This is a genomic window from Salmonella sp. A1325 (assembly GCF_056991255.1).
In genome coordinates this window covers 40947-56870 of the sequence record NZ_JAMLWO010000006.1, presented here as the reverse complement: position 1 = coordinate 56870, position 15924 = coordinate 40947, and the positions used below count along the sequence as shown (strand labels likewise).

The 15924-nt window shown below is 49.8% G+C and carries 13 protein-coding genes; 8 read left to right on the top strand and 5 right to left on the bottom strand.

What is annotated here, in order from left to right; translation table 11 throughout:
• Positions 1-256: 256 nt before the first annotated feature.
• The gene (gene tal, locus NAZ64_RS13310; protein WP_000130175.1) at positions 257-1210 is read left to right on the top strand and encodes a transaldolase; all 954 of its coding nucleotides are present in this window, start codon (positions 257-259) and stop codon (positions 1208-1210) included.
• 110 nt (positions 1211-1320) lie between these two features.
• Positions 1321-1911, top strand: coding sequence for a molybdopterin adenylyltransferase (gene mog / locus NAZ64_RS13305; RefSeq protein ID WP_000380373.1), 591 nt, complete (start codon positions 1321-1323; stop codon positions 1909-1911).
• Between the two features lie 56 nt (positions 1912-1967).
• On the opposite strand, the gene satP is transcribed toward mog, so the two are convergent.
• From satP to NAZ64_RS13290, 3 genes are all read right to left on the bottom strand, one after another.
• Positions 1968-2534, bottom strand: a complete 567-nt coding sequence (gene satP, locus NAZ64_RS13300; protein WP_000528525.1) for an acetate uptake transporter — start codon at positions 2532-2534, stop codon at positions 1968-1970.
• Positions 2535-2683: 149 nt separating this feature from the next.
• Entirely contained in the window at positions 2684-3397 is a 714-nt protein-coding gene (gene msyB, locus NAZ64_RS13295) for an acidic protein MsyB (RefSeq protein WP_001103477.1), read from the bottom strand.
• A 35-nt stretch (positions 3398-3432) separates the two neighbouring features.
• On the bottom strand, positions 3433-3837 hold the full coding sequence (locus NAZ64_RS13290) for a DUF2541 family protein (RefSeq protein WP_220569421.1): 405 nt from the start codon (positions 3835-3837) through the stop codon (positions 3433-3435).
• 348 nt (positions 3838-4185) lie between these two features.
• On the opposite strand from NAZ64_RS13290, the gene dnaK reads away from it, so the two are divergent.
• The 4 genes from dnaK to NAZ64_RS13270 all read left to right on the top strand — a co-directional run bounded on the left by dnaK (position 4186) and on the right by NAZ64_RS13270 (position 9025).
• A complete protein-coding gene (gene dnaK, locus NAZ64_RS13285; protein WP_000516126.1) occupies positions 4186-6102 on the top strand; it encodes a molecular chaperone DnaK in 1917 nt (638 codons plus the stop codon).
• Between the two features lie 85 nt (positions 6103-6187).
• Entirely contained in the window at positions 6188-7327 is a 1140-nt protein-coding gene (gene dnaJ, locus NAZ64_RS13280) for a molecular chaperone DnaJ (RefSeq protein ID WP_001119009.1), read from the top strand.
• Positions 7328-7606: 279 nt separating this feature from the next.
• Entirely contained in the window at positions 7607-8554 is a 948-nt protein-coding gene (locus NAZ64_RS13275) for a LysR family transcriptional regulator (RefSeq protein ID WP_024797406.1), read from the top strand.
• Positions 8555-8680: 126 nt separating this feature from the next.
• Positions 8681-9025, top strand: coding sequence for a phage holin family protein (locus NAZ64_RS13270; RefSeq protein ID WP_000026889.1), 345 nt, complete (start codon positions 8681-8683; stop codon positions 9023-9025).
• A 60-nt stretch (positions 9026-9085) separates the two neighbouring features.
• On the opposite strand, the gene NAZ64_RS13265 is transcribed toward NAZ64_RS13270, so the two are convergent.
• Both NAZ64_RS13265 and NAZ64_RS13260 read right to left on the bottom strand, forming a co-directional pair.
• Positions 9086-9619 (bottom strand): glycoside hydrolase family 108 protein, encoded by a 534-nt coding sequence (locus tag NAZ64_RS13265; protein WP_001068135.1) that lies wholly within the window; start codon positions 9617-9619, stop codon positions 9086-9088.
• Between the two features lie 16 nt (positions 9620-9635).
• Entirely contained in the window at positions 9636-10079 is a 444-nt protein-coding gene (locus NAZ64_RS13260; RefSeq protein ID WP_061377128.1) for a winged helix-turn-helix domain-containing protein, read from the bottom strand.
• Positions 10080-10459: 380 nt separating this feature from the next.
• Between NAZ64_RS13260 and NAZ64_RS13255 the strand changes: the two genes are divergently transcribed.
• Both NAZ64_RS13255 and NAZ64_RS13250 read left to right on the top strand, forming a co-directional pair.
• Positions 10460-12559, top strand: a complete 2100-nt coding sequence (locus NAZ64_RS13255) for a glycoside hydrolase family 18 protein (RefSeq protein WP_483640961.1) — start codon at positions 10460-10462, stop codon at positions 12557-12559.
• Positions 12560-12651: 92 nt separating this feature from the next.
• Positions 12652-15648, top strand: a complete 2997-nt coding sequence (locus NAZ64_RS13250; RefSeq protein WP_483640960.1) for a chitinase — start codon at positions 12652-12654, stop codon at positions 15646-15648.
• The last annotated feature ends 276 nt before the right edge of the window (positions 15649-15924 follow it).

Sequence of the window (15924 nt, the reverse complement as noted above, 5' to 3'; positions counted from 1 at the left end):
TGTTGATGCCGGCACGCTTTGATGATCCTGTATAAGCGTGACCCATGATGTAGATGACCTTGTCAGACTAATATTAACGGCAGTTTACCATAAATACGGCGGTATCCTTTAATTGCGCATCAACCGTCGGCAGATACGCAAACAGTGCACAAGGGCAGCCAGGTGCATGTAGGCGGTTGCGCTGTGAGTGCGTCGTGTTATCATCAGGGTAGACCGGTTACATCCCCTAACAAGCTGTTTAAAGAGAAACTCTATCATGACGGACAAATTGACCTCCCTTCGTCAGTTCACCACCGTAGTGGCTGATACCGGAGATATCGCGGCAATGAAGCTGTACCAGCCGCAGGATGCTACAACTAACCCTTCTCTCATTCTTAACGCAGCGCAAATCCCGGAATATCGTAAGCTGATTGACGATGCTGTCGCCTGGGCGAAACAGCAGAGCAGCGACCGCGCGCAGCAGGTTGTTGACGCGACCGATAAGCTGGCGGTGAATATTGGCCTGGAAATCCTGAAGCTGGTGCCGGGGCGTATTTCTACCGAAGTTGACGCGCGTCTGTCTTATGACACTGAAGCGTCTATCGCCAAAGCAAAACGTATCATTAAACTCTACAATGATGCGGGTATCAGCAACGATCGTATCCTGATCAAGCTGGCGTCCACCTGGCAGGGCATTCGCGCAGCCGAACAGCTGGAAAAAGAAGGCATCAACTGTAACCTGACGCTGCTGTTCTCCTTCGCGCAGGCGCGTGCGTGCGCCGAAGCGGGCGTCTACCTGATCTCGCCGTTCGTAGGTCGTATTCTTGACTGGTATAAAGCCAATACCGACAAGAAAGACTATGCGCCAGCTGAAGATCCGGGCGTGGTTTCCGTAACGGAAATCTACGAGTACTACAAACAGCATGGTTACGAAACCGTCGTTATGGGCGCAAGCTTCCGTAACGTAGGCGAAATTCTGGAGCTGGCGGGCTGCGACCGTCTGACTATCGCGCCGGCATTGCTGAAAGAACTGGCGGAAAGCGAAGGGGCGATTGAGCGTAAGCTCTCTTTCTCCGGCGAAGTCAAAGCGCGTCCGGAACGCATTACCGAAGCTGAGTTCCTGTGGCAGCATCACCAGGATCCCATGGCGGTTGACAAACTGGCGGATGGTATCCGTAAGTTTGCGGTAGACCAGGAAAAACTGGAAAAAATGATCGGCGATCTGCTGTAATCATTAACGCGTGGCCCTGATATGGGTCACGCTACCTCTTCTGAAACCTGTCTGTCCTTCCCTTCGCAGTGTATCATTCTGTTTAACGAGACTGTTTTAACGGAATAATTATGGATACCTTACGTATTGGCTTAGTTTCTATCTCCGACCGCGCTTCAAGCGGCGTTTACCAGGATAAAGGCATTCCTGCGCTTGAGGAGTGGCTCGCTTCTGCACTGACCACGCCTTTCGAGGTCCAACGGCGCTTAATTCCTGATGAACAGGAAATTATCGAGCAAACGTTGTGTGAACTGGTCGATGAGATGAGCTGTCATCTGGTGCTGACCACTGGCGGTACCGGTCCGGCGCGTCGCGACGTCACGCCGGACGCGACCCTTGCCATCGCCGACCGTGAAATGCCAGGTTTTGGCGAACAGATGCGCCAGATCAGCCTGCGCTTTGTGCCGACCGCCATTCTTTCCCGCCAGGTGGGTGTTATCCGTAAACAGGCGTTAATTCTTAATCTGCCTGGACAGCCAAAATCGATCAAAGAAACGCTGGAAGGCGTAAAAGCGGACGATGGCAGCGTTAGCGTGCCGGGCATTTTTGCGAGCGTGCCGTATTGCATACAGCTGCTTGACGGGCCGTATGTCGAAACCGCGCCGGAAGTGGTTGCCGCTTTCCGTCCGAAGAGCGCCAGACGTGAGAATATGTCATCCTGACCGGAAGATACTGATAGTAGGGTTATTCCTCCCGGTGCGGGAGGAATAAAAGAGATTTAGTGCGCTTCGCCGATTGGCAGAATAGTGCGGCCAAATTGCTCGTTTAGCACTTCACCCATCGCCAGATAAATAGCGCTGGCGCCGCAAACCAGACCAACCCAGCCTGCGATATGGATAATGGCTTCGTTACCGGTGATATTGCCGACCGCCAGCAGAGCGAACAGTACGGTCAGGCTCAGGAAAACAAATTGCAGCGCCCGGGCGGCTTTCAGCGTACCAAAGAACATAAACAGCGTGAACACGCCCCACAGACCTAAATAAGCGCCGAGTAGCTGAGCGTCAGGCGCATCCGTCAGGCCCATTTTCGGCATCAGCAGGATAGCGACCAGCGTCAGCCAGAACGAACCGTAAGAGGTAAAGGCCGTTAAACCAAAGGTATTGCCTTTTTTGTACTCCAGCAGACCGGCAAAAATTTGCGCGATACCGCCGTAGAAAATCCCCATCGCCAGAATAATACCGTCCAGGGCGAAAAAACCGGCATTGTGCAGGTTAAGCAGAATGGTGGTCATGCCGAAGCCCATCAGGCCCAGCGGTGCCGGATTAGCCAACTTAGTGTTGCCCATAATTCCTCAAAATCATCATAATTGAATGGTGAAATAGTTTCCCAGAATAACGAGTTCCGTATTCGGGGCGCGGCATAATAATCAGGGGGAAGAGGACTGTCTATGATCTAATAAGGGGGAAAAGAAAATATTTCCCCCTGTGAGGGCATTCACGCCTGAACGGCTGCCATCATTCGTCGCAGGCAGGCTATTTGCAACACCGCCGGAATAGTCACGCGATACGCGCTGCCGCTCATCGCTTTGACGCCGTTTAACGCCGCGCCGACCGGGCCGCCAAGACCTGCGCCGCGCAGCAATCCGTGGCCCAGGATGCTCATTGCGGCATGGGTACGTAAAATGCGGGTAAGCTGGGTGGAAAGCAGGTGGGAGACCCCTTTTGCCAGACTGCGATCTTTCATGAGCAGCGGCAGCAGTTCTTCCAGTTCAGAAACTTTGGCGTCTACGGCTTGCAGAAATTCCTGCTTATGCGCCGCGTCCATCTTCTGCCAGGTATGACGTAAAAAATGCTCCAGCAGTTGCTGTTCTATTTCAAACGTCGACATGCTTTTATCTGCTTTAAGTTTTAGCCGTTTTGCGACATCCAGCAGAATCGCGCGGTACTGTTTTCCGTGTCCGCGCAATTTGTTGGCGATACTGTCGCCGCCGTAATGCTGAAACTCGCCGGCAATGAGCTGCCAGTTACGGCGGTGTTGCTCCGGGTGACCTTCCATCGCTTTGAACAGCTCGTTATGACTAAGGACGCTCGACAAGCGAGCCTTGCCCTTTTCGTTATGCGTCAGCAAACGGGCGAAATCGGCGAGTTGTTCTTCGCTACAATGCTGAAGAAAGTCTAAATCCTCGTCGTGTAAATAGGTGACGTTCATTTTCAGTCTGGCTTTTGGAATAGAAATAACAGCGATTAATCGTCGCCAATGACTTTAAGTCTCGCCATATCGGAAGAATTTACCGTATGACCTGAGAAGGTAATCTTTGATACGCAGCGTTTGTTGTCGTTATCGCTATTAATATTGATCCAGCCTGTCGTCTGGCCCTCTTTGATTGAGGAAGGGACGTTCAGGTTTTGGCTGGCGCTACGCGCAGTTTTAAAATAGACGGATGCGCCGCTAAGTTCGATGTCGCCGTGATCCGCCGTGAGTTGAATGCGCTTCACGGTGCGGCAGACGGGAATTTTCAGCGCGAGATCGTTCGTTTCATTTCTGGGCATGGCAATAACACCCAGTATTTTATGGTCGTTCGCGTGCGCGACGCTACTTAACGCCAGGCCGAAAAGCAGGCCGGCGGAAATCGTTAACACAGATCGCATGGAATTTCTCTTTGACGGGTTCAATAAGCAATTACCGTCTATCATACTCTGCTCATGGCAACGATTCAGTTTTGTAATCTTTTCTTTTTATTACAATTTTTCCGTGAATGGTATTCGTTGTTTAATTTATTTCATGAATATTTATCTGTCTGGTTTTCCATCGCGCCCTCTCGTCACTAAAAAATTTTTTCATCTCCCCCTTGATGACGTGGGTTACGACCCCATCTTGTAGTCAACCGCAGTGGTGAGTCTGAAAAAAAACGATTCAGGGTAGTTGAAACCGCACGTTTCGCCCTTATTACAGATTCACAACCACATGATGACCGAATTTTTAGTGGAGACGTTTAGATGGGTAAAATTATTGGTATCGACCTGGGTACTACCAACTCTTGTGTAGCGATTATGGATGGAACGCAGGCACGCGTGCTGGAGAACGCCGAGGGCGATCGCACTACGCCTTCTATCATTGCTTATACCCAGGATGGTGAAACTCTGGTTGGTCAGCCGGCTAAACGTCAGGCAGTGACAAACCCGCAAAACACCCTGTTTGCGATTAAACGCCTGATTGGCCGCCGCTTCCAGGACGAAGAAGTTCAACGTGACGTTTCTATCATGCCGTACAAAATCATCGGCGCCGACAACGGCGACGCATGGCTTGATGTGAAAGGTCAGAAGATGGCGCCGCCGCAGATTTCTGCCGAAGTGCTGAAGAAAATGAAGAAAACGGCTGAAGATTATCTGGGCGAACCGGTAACTGAAGCGGTTATCACCGTACCGGCTTACTTTAACGATGCGCAGCGTCAGGCTACCAAAGATGCTGGTCGTATCGCGGGGCTGGAAGTTAAACGTATCATCAACGAACCGACTGCCGCAGCGCTGGCTTACGGTCTGGATAAAGAAGTCGGCAACCGTACTATCGCGGTTTACGACCTCGGTGGTGGTACTTTCGATATCTCTATTATCGAAATCGACGAAGTTGATGGCGAAAAAACCTTTGAAGTTCTGGCAACCAACGGTGATACCCACCTGGGTGGTGAAGACTTCGATACCCGCCTGATCAACTACCTCGTTGACGAGTTTAAGAAAGATCAGGGCATTGACCTGCGTAACGATCCGCTGGCCATGCAACGCCTGAAAGAAGCCGCAGAAAAAGCCAAAATCGAGCTGTCTTCTGCGCAGCAGACCGACGTGAACCTGCCGTACATTACCGCAGATGCCACCGGTCCGAAACACATGAACATCAAAGTGACTCGTGCGAAACTGGAAAGCCTGGTTGAAGATCTGGTGAACCGTTCTATCGAGCCGCTGAAAGTCGCACTGCAGGACGCTGGCCTGTCCGTGTCTGATATCAACGACGTGATCCTCGTCGGCGGTCAGACCCGTATGCCAATGGTGCAGAAAAAAGTGGCTGAGTTCTTTGGTAAAGAGCCGCGTAAAGACGTTAACCCGGACGAAGCTGTGGCTATCGGCGCAGCGGTTCAGGGCGGCGTATTGACCGGTGATGTGAAAGACGTACTGCTGCTGGACGTTACCCCGCTGTCTCTGGGTATCGAAACGATGGGTGGCGTGATGACTCCGCTTATCACCAAAAACACCACCATCCCGACCAAGCACAGCCAGGTGTTCTCTACTGCGGAAGACAACCAGTCTGCGGTAACCATCCATGTGCTGCAGGGTGAGCGTAAACGTGCGTCTGATAACAAATCTCTGGGTCAGTTCAACCTGGATGGCATCAACCCGGCGCCGCGCGGTATGCCGCAGATCGAAGTTACCTTCGATATCGATGCTGACGGTATCCTGCACGTCTCCGCGAAAGATAAAAATAGCGGTAAAGAGCAGAAGATCACTATCAAGGCGTCTTCTGGTCTGAACGAGGAAGAAATTCAGAAAATGGTTCGCGATGCAGAAGCGAACGCTGAATCCGACCGTAAGTTCGAAGAGCTGGTTCAGACCCGTAACCAGGGCGACCATCTGCTGCACAGCACCCGTAAGCAGGTTGAAGAAGCAGGCGATAAACTGCCGGCTGATGACAAAACCGCTATCGAGTCTGCCCTGAGCGCGCTGGAAACTGCCCTGAAAGGCGAAGATAAAGCCGCTATCGAAGCGAAAATGCAGGAACTGGCGCAGGTTTCCCAGAAACTGATGGAAATCGCTCAGCAGCAACATGCGCAGCAGCAGGCTGGCTCCGCTGACGCTTCTGCAAACAACGCGAAAGATGACGACGTTGTCGACGCTGAGTTTGAAGAAGTAAAAGATAAAAAATAATCGCCCTTTGAACGGGTAATTACTGGCACGGGCGAAGAGGTTTCCTCTCCGCCCGTGTATGCATGTTAAGGGCAGATAAAAAGAGATGGCGAAAAGAGATTACTACGAGATTTTAGGCGTTTCCAAAACAGCGGAAGAGCGTGAAATCAAAAAGGCGTATAAGCGCCTGGCCATGAAATATCATCCGGACCGCAATCAGGGTGATAAAGAGGCCGAAGCTAAATTTAAAGAGATTAAAGAAGCCTACGAAGTGCTGACCGATGCGCAAAAACGCGCAGCCTACGATCAGTATGGTCACGCCGCGTTTGAACAAGGCGGTATGGGTGGCGGATTTGGCGGCGGCTTCAATGGCGGCGCTGATTTCAGTGATATCTTTGGTGACGTTTTTGGCGATATCTTTGGCGGCGGGCGTGGTCGCCAACGTGCGGCGCGTGGGGCTGATTTGCGTTATAACATGGATCTCACCCTGGAAGAAGCGGTGCGTGGCGTGACCAAAGAGATCCGTATTCCGACGCTGGAGGAGTGCGACGTTTGCCACGGCAGCGGCGCGAAAGCTGGCACGCAACCGCAAACCTGTCCGACCTGTCATGGTTCTGGTCAGGTACAGATGCGCCAGGGATTCTTTGCTGTACAGCAGACCTGCCCACACTGTCAGGGACGCGGTACGCTGATCAAAGATCCGTGCCATAAATGCCACGGTCATGGGCGTGTTGAAAAGAGTAAAACTCTGTCCGTTAAAATCCCGGCGGGCGTGGATACCGGCGATCGTATTCGTCTGGCAGGCGAGGGCGAAGCGGGCGAGCATGGCGCACCGGCAGGCGACTTGTACGTTCAGGTCCAGGTGAAACAACACCCTATTTTCGAGCGTGAAGGCAATAATCTTTATTGCGAAGTGCCGATCAACTTTGCGATGGCGGCGCTGGGCGGTGAAATTGAAGTGCCGACGTTAGATGGTCGCGTGATGCTGAAAGTACCGAGCGAAACACAAACGGGCAAGCTGTTCCGTATGCGCGGCAAAGGCGTGAAGTCCGTACGCGGTGGCGCGCAGGGCGATTTGCTGTGCCGTGTGGTGGTTGAAACGCCGGTCGGTCTGAGCGAAAAACAGAAGCAATTGCTAAAAGATCTTCAGGAAAGTTTTGGCGGCCCGACGGGAGAGAAAAACAGCCCGCGTTCAAAAAGCTTCTTTGACGGCGTGAAAAAATTCTTTGACGATTTGACTCGCTAATCTTTTTACCGTTGTATTTTTCTTTAGCCCGGGTGCATATCCGGGCTTTTTTCTGCCTGTACGCGCCCAGGCTTCTGCTAAACGCATCGTATCCTCTCATTTGTTGGTATTTTGTTTTACTGATAAACAAATTGATGTTAATCAGCAGGTTTGTATACGCTCATTCTTTAAAAAAACGTGATGTGATGACATTAACGATTGCTTTTTTAGATGCTGTGAATTGATTTATCTTGAGTATTATCTATATTGCTTTTTTTAGTTTCCGGAGGCAGACAGCGAATGGGATCGAAAGGTGCCAACAAGAGCTTTGATTATAATTTAATCAAAATTCTTGACGCTGTTATTTTGTCAGGAAATGCGGCTATGGCGGCAAAAAAGTTAGGCATTACACCGGCTGCCGTCTCTATGGCGTTAAAGCGCCTGCAGAGTTATTACCCGGAAGAACTGTTTAGCAGAGGGAAAGGCGGGCTCATCCCCACAGCTAAGGCTGTCGACATTCACCAAAATTTCAGTCAGGTGATGAAACTGGTGGATGACACATTTCTCTGTAATAGCAAAAAAGATGAAGCGTTCCAGATAACGTTATTAGGCAGTGATATTGTTGAAAGCTATTATCTTTCTCAGCTCTATAACAGCGATATATTTGACCGTATTTTGATAAATCATTTCACTGTCAGAAATATGAGTCGGGAGCATATCAGCGAACTTCTGTTTACTGCGCAAGGCGATCTGTTGATTAGTGCCGAACCTTTGCTGGAGTCCGGCATAGAGAATCAAATTATTGATAGTTTTAAATCATTTGTTTGTATCTGTAGCAGTAAACACATGCTGAGTACCCTCTCACAACTGTCGCTACATCATTTTTATTCTTCGCGTCATGCGTTATATCAGCCGGGAATGGGGGCTTCAGTGATATATCATGATAGCGAGTTATTTAAGGATGAGCTTTACTATACTGGCAGGCGTATTGTCGGCTATCGCAGTGATTCGCTTAACGGTTTGATGAGCATGATCGAACGAACCTCATTGATTGCATTGATGCCTTTGAAATTAGCGCTTTTTTATAAAAACCATCGTAAATATGACATTAAATTTATTCAGCCTCCGCCCGAACTGGCTTTGAAGTCAGTTCAGGTCTATGCATCCTGGAATAAAAATAGTAGAAATATATCGACGATTAATGAGATGGTAAGTATGTTACAAACGCTTTCCTCCTTCCGTCGCTAATACACCTCATTTTTACGCTTTGATTTAATATGGTTTTAAATGATGTGCTTTGATTTTTACCCTTCTGACAGGGCGCTTACACTCCTTGTGTTAATTATTCATTTATAATGATTTCGGAGTGTTAAAATGTCTATTCCCAACCATGTGTCGACAACGGAAGTTGTGCTATTGGAGCTAGAGATCTTACTCACTATTATTTCGATTGGCGCGTGGGGAGGCTTTGTCAGCTATCTTTTACGCAAAGATAAGACAGAATATAATAGTTCTCATGAAAGTATAAAATATTGCTTAACGCAGATCGTGATTTCCTGCTTCACCAGTTTCTTGTTAAGCGCGATTGCAATCGAAAAAGAATGCAGTTTCAACATTGTTCTGTTGGCGGCAGGCTTAGGCGGTGTTTTCGCGAGTCCGATCTTAAAAATTCTTGGGCGGCGGATTAAAAAAATTATCGAAGGAAATAATTCAGATTAATTATCATTCGCAGTATCAGGCTCATCCGTGAGCCTTTTACGCGTTTTTTTTCAGTCTGGTCTAGGTCACTCTATTTTTGATCCAGCCATAAATAAATTGTTCGTTATTGTGGTTTTTCTCAGCAACGTTTAAGTAGTACGTGCCCTGACTGCAATTGAGGGCTTTCACCAAAACGGCTTCCCCTTCCTGGCCTCGCCAGGCCAAATAATGTTCGAGAGCGGCAAGTGTCCGCGGGCCAATATTGCCATCCACATGAACATCCGGGTAGCGTTTACCTTGGTGATTAAAGACGTTCAACCAGCGTTGCAGCCACGCGCTGGGGTGGTAAGCGCCTATGTTGACTGCCGCATCGCACAGCTCGAAGGAGACTGGCCACGATAGCGTCGAGATGACGTCAAAGCCTGGTTTTATCCAGTAATCCTCTTCGAGAATCGCGTAGGCTTCGGCGCGGGTCAGATCCCGCATATCGCCAGCATAGCCATGCGCTCGCGCCGTGGCTTCGGTAATGCCCCAATGGGTGGCGCCGCCTTTATCTTTAGGGTTAAATACGTAACCGCCTTCAAGCGCAATAATTCCATCTATAATTGGATTCATCTTCCCTTTCCTTCGCTTAGTGAATATGCAGATACATGAGAGAACCTAACGTTACTGAAAATACGGTCGTCAGGGCAGCGATGGTTTGCCGTACAATCTGTTTTTTTCTTCCCTTTGTTTCGCTATCCGTCGCGATAATGGCGATATCACTATTAACTTTGAGGCCTTGTCTTGGAATGGTAATAAAAAGATCGTTAATACCAAGCGCTTTAAGGTCACGTCTGATTAAATAGAGAATCTGCGTTAGATTTGCATCATTAACATAGTGGCTTCGACTTCCCCATAACGCGGTGGTTATTTTTTGTCGCTCGATAATCTCCAGATGAGCATTCTCGATGATGAAACTGAGACATTTGGCTCTCATCGCAGTCATTTTAATAACCTGTGAATTTGAGGCCGTTCTCAGTTCATATTTACCTTCATTGTAAATGCAGTTGCTATTAATGATATAAGTTTTCATAACGTCTTCCTTTAGAAATGTACATCCTGGTTGTCTGTGGTGACTATATTGTATGAGAAATGTCTTAATCCAATAAATGTCACCGGTTTTATTGTATTGTCATTGTCTATAGCGAGTGTAATCACATTATTTCATTGTAATTAAATGATATTTAATTACATGATAAATGATATTTACTATGTTCTCACCAGAATGGACTAAGCGGGCGCTGAGAGGTGTTGTTTTCTCTTCGGTAGACGGTGTTGTTAACCTCATTTTTATGATTTTTATATCATCTAAAAAGATGATGTTTTGTGATTAGCTATTTTTTATGCCTGTAACGATTATGGACCCCGCAGAACGAGCTGCGACAATTTTGAAACGTAAAAGGAAATTTGAAAATGGCTACAAGCAAACTGATTCAAGGCGATACAATTACTGAAACTACTCATGCAGCGAATGGTTTTGACCCTGCAACAAGCGATGATAAAATAAGCTATACTTCCGCTCGTGTTGCGAAACCGGTATACAATAAATATAAAAATTCCACGACTAAACCGAAGGTATTCGGTTATTACACCGACTGGTCACAGTATGACAGCCGTCTGCAAGGCAATATGTCCCAACCGGGCCGTGGTTATGATTTAACCAACGTTTCACCGACGGCTTATGACAAACTGATTTTCGGCTTTGTTGGCATCACCGGTTTCAGAAAAATTGATAAAGAAAACCGCGATGTCGTAGCAGAAGCGGCAGCACAGTGCGGCAAAGTGAAATATGAGCCGACCTTCCTCGATCCGTGGGGCGATTTCCAGTCTTATATCAACCTGGGTTTTGAAACCAGCGGCTGGGATGTTGATCCGAAAACCGTGACCCAGGCTAACGCCAAAGGTATGCTGGGTGCGCTGCGTGATATGCAGGCAAAAGCGAAAGCTGCAGGTCACACGCTGGCGCTCTCCATGAGTATCGGCGGCTGGAGCATGAGTAACGGGTTCCACGAAACCGCCGCTTCTGACTCTTCTCGTAAAATCTTCGCCAAAGGCGTGGTGAAACTGTTCAAACAGTTCCCGATGTTCAGCGAAGTGGATATTGACTGGGAATACCCGAACGATGAAGGGGCGGGCAACCCGTTTGGTCCGGAAGATGGCGCTAACTACGCGCTGCTGATTGCCGAACTGCGCAAACAGCTGGATTCCGCTGGTCTGAGCAATGTGAAGATCTCTATCGCTGCTTCCGCGGTGACCACGATTTTTGATCACGCTAAAGTAAAAGATCTGCTGGCTGCTGGCCTGTATGGCATCAACCTGATGACCTATGATTTCCTCGGTACGCCATGGGCGGAAACTCTTGGCCACCATACCAACCGCAAAGCGCTGGAAGAGGGCGGCTGGGCTGTCGAAACCATCGTTGATCACCTGCTGGCGGAAGGTTTCTCCGCTGATCGTATCAACATCGGTTATGCCGGCTATACCCGTAACGCTCGTCAGGCAGAAATTGAATCCCTGTCGCCGCTGAAAGGTTCTTATAACCCGGGAACAGGTGACACTACAGGTTCTTTCGAATCCGGCACCAGCGAATGGTATGACGTCATTTATAGCTACCTGGATCTGGAAAACCAGAAAGGTCGTAACGGTTTCAACGTTTACACCGACCAGGTCGCTGACGCTGACTACCTGTATAGCCCGGAATCCAAACTGTTTTTATCCCTGGATACGCCGCGTACTGTCAAAGCAAAAGGCGAATATGCAGCGAAACTGGGCCTGGGCGGCGTATTTACCTGGACTATCGATCAGGATAACGGCGTGCTGGTTAACGCCGTGCGTGAAGGTCTGGGTTATGAAATCGAATCTGAAGTTATCGATATGGAACCGTTCTACTTCGAAGGTATCAATGTAGAAAATGGTGAAGAACAGAGCGATAGCGACGACGCGCAGAAAGTCAACCACGCGCCGAAAGCGGCGATTGAACTGATGGTCGTAGGCGGATCTACGGTACAGCTGTCTGGCGCAGGTTCTTCTGATGAAGATAGTGATGAGTTGTCCTTTAGCTGGGGCGTGCCTTCTCAAATCGCTGTGGCAGACAAAACGGCAGAAATCATTGAGGTTGTGGTACCGGAAGTTAGCGAAAAAACAGCCTTTCAGTTCACCCTGTTTGTACGCGACTGCTACAACGAACCGTCCTCTCAACAGCGCTTTGTTCTGACGGCTGTACCTGCGCTATCTCAGGTTCAACCGGAACCGGAAGAGGAAGAAGAGATTATCGTTCCTGTACCGGACGAGGAAGAAGATACCACGCCAGCTGAGGATGATACGCCAGCAGATGACAAAACGTCACCTTACGCGCAGTGGGATGCTTTGACCGTTTATGGCGCAAACTGGGGTTCTTTCGAAATCGTTAGCTGGAAAGGCCATAACTATCAGGTGAAATGGTGGTCTATGGGCAACCAGCCTGACCTGAACTGCGGTGTCGGCGGTGCATGGACCGATCTTGGCGCTTACTAATACACGGCATTAAGCACGATGTATTGGGCTTCATGATTCAAGCCCCGGTTTACCGGGGCTTTTCTCCACCAGGGACAGAGGAAGAGTAGACCATGACCATTTCTATCCATGCCAGCGCATTTGACGTCAACAGTTGGTATCAAAAAATCACCTTAACCTTTATTAATGAGAGCGGTAATGCGGTCGATATGAACCATGCCGCAATATCGTTCACGGCCTCCGGGCACATCGATCCATGGGGAAATAGCGGCGGTACGCTCAAAGGGAACCTGCCGCTTACGTTGAACGATAGTTCGTATGGCACGCTGGAAACTAACAACATCATCATTAATAACAGCGATGCATTACTTCTTCAGCCGGGCGAACGCGGGACGCTCTCTTTCAGCCTCGCGGCGACGCAGGTGCCGGTAAAAATGTCCGCCATCACCTTGACGCTGGCGTCATCTTCATCCGAAGACACAGAGTCTGAAACCTTATCCGATGAGGAGACGCCAGCGATACCCGCCGCAGATGAACACCCCGCCGAACCCGATGCGCCGGAAAAGGATAACGACCTTCAGGAACGCGGCCTTACGCTTAACGTTAGCGAGTTGAATACCGCGAGTTGGTATCAACGCGTCACCTTTACGCTGACCAACCTCTACGCCCAGGCGATAGATCTCAATCAGCTTCAACTGAATTTTACGGCCAGCGCGCACCCCGATCCCTACAGTCCGTTTCAGGGAACAATGCTGGGGAATCAGGCCGTGACGCTGGCCAGCGATGGGGGATGGCCCATCGAGAAGAATACCATCACCATTAATCATGACGGCACGCTGATGCTGACGGCGGGGGATACCGCCGAATTACAGTGCTATCTGGCCGCCACGCAGATGCCAGTTGCCATCAGCGATTTGAGCGCGACGTTGGCCCATGACCCTGCCCGTCAGGGTAAAATTTGCGTTCATTTTCCTGCCATGACGCAGACCGTGGAGCTTAAACCGGCGATTGAGCTGCTGTTTCCTGCCGGCGAAACCCGGCGCTTTGTCGGTGAGTGGGGAGAGGTGCTGACAATAGGCGATCTTAGCGCAGGAACGTATCGGCTTACCGTACCGGTACTGGCGAATGATGAGATGCAAATCGCGCCAGTCGAGTCCTCTTTTACCGTTACGCTGCAAACCGGCGATGCCGCCGCGCAGGTCCAGGTATCCTGTCTGCCGATTGTCCGTTATGCCAGCGCGCGTCTGATGATTGACGCCCCTGCGCTTGGTAATGCGAAATTGACCGTTGAGATCGCCGATGCTACGCAAGCGGATGAGCGTACCGTCACGCTTATCGCCAACCAACCGCAGTTAATCACCCGGCTACTGGCGGGGCATCATTATACGGTCAATCTGCAGCCTGCGATGATTAATAACCGCTTTATATCGGCACCCATACAGCTTACGGGTTTTATCCCTGCCGCGGCTCAGGTTGCCGAGGTTGCTGTCGCTTACCAGCAGGCAGCGATCGACACGGCGAGTTTCGTGACGGTGGATGCCACTCTACTGGGCCTGCCTGATGGCGTCGCGCCGCAGCGTTATCTGTTCAGTAGCGGTAAATATCAATACTCATTAATGCTGGAGAGCGGTAGCGATCGGCAGACGTTGGCATTACGCTTTGCGCCCGGGCTGTATGATGTTCAGACGGACGATATTTTCATCGACAGCGTGCCGTGGCGTTGTGAACAGGCCGGGCCGCTACGGTTGTTGCAAAAGGTCAACCATGTGGCGCTGGAGTTTCTGCCCGGCGTGACGCTACAGGTAAAAGGTTGGCCTGATTACCTTGCTCATGGCGGCGTGACGGTTAACGCGCCAGAGACGGTTTCTCTTTATCGCGATATACCGTTTAGCGCGTTGTTTAAATACGATGGTTTTGACGGCGGCGGCGATCCGGTTCCGGCCGCGGAGGTTGACGTGAACGGGGATGGTTTTCTGGATTACGCGACGTTACCGATCCATAAAACCGTTGCGCTGGTGCGCCAGATAGAAAAAGAAGCCGGGCGTAGCGTCATGCCGGTAATGGTCATTTATACCGCGAATGCCAGCGGCGGTAGCGCCCTGGCGGATTTACAGGATGCGCAAAAGCTACGTAACCATTTTGGTAACTTTATTACCCAGTGTCTGGCGGCGCAGTCATACAAAGATGAGACGCATCCTGTCCCGGCCACCTTTGTGCTTAACCCGGATTTTCTGGGGGCGCTACAGCAAGGACCGTATGGCTATACCGTAGTACGGCAAAGAAACAGTGTGCCGGTGAATGCCCAACTGGCGGCGGCGATACAAGCATTACCGGTGATGGCTGGCTTTATCGCGCCTTCGTTGCCGACGTTTAGCGACGATCTCTACGGCTATATTCAGGCGGTGAACTATCTTGTTCGTCAGTTTGCCCCGGATGTGGCTTTTGGCTGGCAGACGAATGTCTGGGCGACAGGAACGGCGGACTGGGTGCTGCGCGATACCGCTGATCCGGTAGCTGAAGGGCAGGCGATCGCCGAATTTATTCATGAACTGGGCGTTTATAGCGGAGAATATGCGCCGGACTTTATTGCGTTTGATAAATTTGAGCGTGACTGTTTCAGTCCTGATGCGCTTGCCCACTATGGCTGGAATGCGACATGCTGGCTTAATTACCTGGCGATGGTCAAACAGGTGACGAAAGCGCTGCTGACGCCCGCCATGCTGTGGCAAATCCCAGGCGGCCATATGCCTACAGTAGAAGAGGGTGTCAGTAAAATCAGCGCTGCGCACTTTGCATCTGGCGGAACCTTTTTTATGGGTGACGCCCGCATTGGCAGCGATCCTGACACGCTCTCTTTGCAGCTACTCAATACGGCCTTAAATAGCGCGACTTACGGCGTCCCGACCGTCGGCGACTTTTTACGTAAAGATAAAGGGTATGACTGGAGCCAGATGCAGGCGCTGAACCTACCGGACTTTAACGTCTTTTCGATCTTATGGGGCGGTGGTTCTACTATCAGTATTACGACAATCCATTCTAACGGTGAAGACGGCGGCTGGCTGGCGGATAAAATGGTAGAGTATTATGCTGCTCCACGCCATTTCAGATAATATCACTGCTTATTTGCATTAATCTGGACTATTAGTTTGAGATTCGAAGGCGCGTTCTTTCGAATCTCTTTTCCTGCGCCCCCTGACCTCTCATTCTTTATGCGTAATTCGTTATTAATTTTCTGTAATCATTTTGTATTAAGAATTGTCTTAATCTTAAAAATATTGCGTATTAGTGCCTTGTGAATACAGAAATACTGCATAGCGATGTTATTTATTATTAATTTAAGCGTTTTTTGAGAGGTTATACTGTGACGCTACATTGAGTAGACAACC

Bases quoted from the DNA above. Each gene is read 5' to 3' on its own strand.
- tal (WP_000130175.1), top strand. From the start codon at position 257: ATGACGGACAAATTGACCTCCCTTCGTCAGTTCACCACCGTAGTGGCT.
- mog (WP_000380373.1), top strand. From the start codon at position 1,321: ATGGATACCTTACGTATTGGCTTAGTTTCTATCTCCGACCGCGCTTCA.
- satP (WP_000528525.1), bottom strand. From the start codon at position 2,534: ATGGGCAACACTAAGTTGGCTAATCCGGCACCGCTGGGCCTGATGGGC.
- msyB (WP_001103477.1), bottom strand. From the start codon at position 3,397: ATGAACGTCACCTATTTACACGACGAGGATTTAGACTTTCTTCAGCAT.
- NAZ64_RS13290 (WP_220569421.1), bottom strand. From the start codon at position 3,837: ATGCGATCTGTGTTAACGATTTCCGCCGGCCTGCTTTTCGGCCTGGCG.
- dnaK (WP_000516126.1), top strand. From the start codon at position 4,186: ATGGGTAAAATTATTGGTATCGACCTGGGTACTACCAACTCTTGTGTA.
- dnaJ (WP_001119009.1), top strand. From the start codon at position 6,188: ATGGCGAAAAGAGATTACTACGAGATTTTAGGCGTTTCCAAAACAGCG.
- NAZ64_RS13275 (WP_024797406.1), top strand. From the start codon at position 7,607: ATGGGATCGAAAGGTGCCAACAAGAGCTTTGATTATAATTTAATCAAA.
- NAZ64_RS13270 (WP_000026889.1), top strand. From the start codon at position 8,681: ATGTCTATTCCCAACCATGTGTCGACAACGGAAGTTGTGCTATTGGAG.
- NAZ64_RS13265 (WP_001068135.1), bottom strand. From the start codon at position 9,619: ATGAATCCAATTATAGATGGAATTATTGCGCTTGAAGGCGGTTACGTA.
- NAZ64_RS13260 (WP_061377128.1), bottom strand. From the start codon at position 10,079: ATGAAAACTTATATCATTAATAGCAACTGCATTTACAATGAAGGTAAA.
- NAZ64_RS13255 (WP_483640961.1), top strand. From the start codon at position 10,460: ATGGCTACAAGCAAACTGATTCAAGGCGATACAATTACTGAAACTACT.
- NAZ64_RS13250 (WP_483640960.1), top strand. From the start codon at position 12,652: ATGACCATTTCTATCCATGCCAGCGCATTTGACGTCAACAGTTGGTAT.